Genomic DNA, 950 nt, shown 5'->3' with positions numbered 1-950 from the left:
ATCCAGCTCAACCACCTAGTGCAACGCCAAGACTTTGACAACGCCACTAAAGCCCTCATTAGAGAGCTAGAGGGGGGCTTACCTCCAGATGATGGAGGTAAATCCTTTGAATATAAAACAGAGGGGACGAAAGATATTAAAGATTTAAGGACGGAGTTAAGGCAAAGTCTAGTCCCCATTTTAAACCAAGACATTAAGAACAAAGAAACGGGGGTAGTCGCTAGGATTTCAGGTACAGGATTGAATAAAATCTCTAGTGAAAAAGCTTTAAACAAAAGTTTAGAAAATGGTTTTACAAAAGAAGAACATTTTAAAGTGGGAGCAGATATTAAAGCCCTTTTTGAGAATGCTAGATTGGGAGAAACCTATGCAGACAAAAAGGGCAGTGCCGACATAAAAGCCATGCACAGATACTTTGCAGAGATTAACATCAATGGAAAAAAAGCTCAAGTTAAAATTACACTAAAAGAGAGTATGCAACAAGGACATAGAATTTATAGTTTGGAGTTAGGAGAATTAAACCCTCTACCTTAAAGGATTACAGCACACCCATGCAATCCAATAGAGGCAGGCCAAACTCACACAGGTGGGAGATATGCAAAGCTTATAGCTTTCCCACGCCTATTGTAAAGCCCGTAGGAGGGGTGTATAATAAAAACGCTTAATCTCAAATTAAAAGCCAACGCCACCAAAGCCCTCATTAGAGAGATTGAAGGGGGCTTACCCCCAGATGATGGAGGAGGAGGAGGATTACCCTTACCCAAGATAGAACCCAGCCCAGAGACCCCTAAGCTAGAACCCACTCCAGCAGGAGGAGGCAAGGGGGGAGAACCGCCTAGGGGCAATGACGCGCATACGGGCAAAGAGGGCGATGGCGCAGATGGGGGGAAATCAGGGAATGGGGGTGGAGATGGGGAACTTATTAGCCAAACCACGCCCACACGCAAAGC

At 44.6% G+C, this 950-nt stretch carries 1 protein-coding gene; it reads left to right on the top strand.

Annotation, left to right across the window (positions count from 1 at the left end; translation table 11 throughout):
* On the top strand, positions 1-534 hold a 534-nt coding region (locus FNE76_RS08060), incomplete at its 5' end, for an LPD3 domain-containing protein (protein WP_143928489.1).
* Between the last annotated feature and the right edge of the window lie 416 nt (positions 535-950).

The sequence above is a fragment of the Helicobacter mehlei genome (genome assembly GCF_007280785.1).
In the GTDB taxonomy this organism is placed as follows: Bacteria; Campylobacterota; Campylobacteria; order Campylobacterales; family Helicobacteraceae; genus Helicobacter; species Helicobacter mehlei.
Note: the sequence above shows the minus strand (reverse complement) of the source record. Positions and strands in the feature narration are given on the sequence as shown.